The sequence below is a fragment of the Pandoraea sp. ISTKB genome, assembly GCF_001721285.1.
In the GTDB taxonomy this organism is placed as follows: Bacteria; Pseudomonadota; Gammaproteobacteria; order Burkholderiales; family Burkholderiaceae; genus Pandoraea; species Pandoraea capi.
The window spans coordinates 1-841 of the sequence record NZ_MAOS01000102.1; the positions used below are offsets into that span (position 1 = coordinate 1).

Here is an 841-nt window from a genome sequence, read left to right on the forward strand (position 1 = left end):
TGGTGGGGCGTGAGTGACTCGAACACTCGACCTACGGATTAAGAGTCCGCTGCTCTACCAACTGAGCTAACGCCCCAACGAGACCGAGATAATATCGGCTCTTCCGCATGGGGTCAACCCTTGATGGTGAAAATCCGCAAAAAAGTCTTAGGCGAGCAAAGGAACCAGCTCGAAAGCCAACACGGTGAGCACGGCACCCACGACGACGAGCAGCGATCGCCAGCACATTCGAATCGCACCTTTGCCGGGCATGGCCCCGACGACGATCGCACCGAATACCGCGATCGCAAACATGCTCACGAGTTGGGCGTTGGAGAGGTGGGGCACGATCATGGTCGATCTCCCTGTGGCTGTCAGGCGATTCGAGATGCGTCTTCAGTATAGAAAACGGCCTCCCTGAAGCAAAGCGGCGCGACGACCGGGGTTTCCCCAGTCGCCGCGCCGCTTTGTTCAATCCTGTCCTGCTTGTCGTGCCGCCCGTGCCTTACTTGCGCGCTATTGGCACAAGCCGCGCGAGCGGCACATGCCGTGAATCGTCGCGCCGCGTTGCCGACAAACGCCTTTAAGGCGAGGTGCGTATCACTCCGGAAGATCGAGGATCAGGATGATCGTCCAGGCATCGTCGCCTTCATGATGGTACTGACGCTCCACCACGACGAACGGTTGCTTCTTGTCGCCCTTGCCGAGGAACATCACGTCGCCTTCCTGCGGCAGGCATTCGAGCGGCGGCAACCCCAGCGGGGTGTCTTTCGGCACGAGTCGTTCGGCCTTCTTCGCTGCGCGCTCGGTCCACTCGATATCTAGTTGGATGTCACTCACCGGATGATCCTGTCTATGCAAA

2 protein-coding genes and 1 tRNA gene are annotated in these 841 nt (G+C 59.2%); all 3 read right to left on the minus strand.

Translation table 11 applies throughout. The features are described from left to right. Positions 1 to 76 (minus strand) — tRNA-Lys (locus A9762_RS26990). Between the two features lie 71 nt (positions 77 to 147). Further along, the gene (locus tag A9762_RS26995) at positions 148 to 333 is read right to left on the minus strand and encodes a hypothetical protein (protein WP_069345044.1); all 186 of its coding nucleotides are present in this window, start codon (positions 331 to 333) and stop codon (positions 148 to 150) included. Positions 334 to 579: 246 nt separating this feature from the next. Next, positions 580 to 819 (minus strand): hypothetical protein, encoded by a 240-nt coding sequence (locus tag A9762_RS27000; protein ID WP_044455448.1) that lies wholly within the window; start codon positions 817 to 819, stop codon positions 580 to 582. Between the last annotated feature and the right edge of the window lie 22 nt (positions 820 to 841).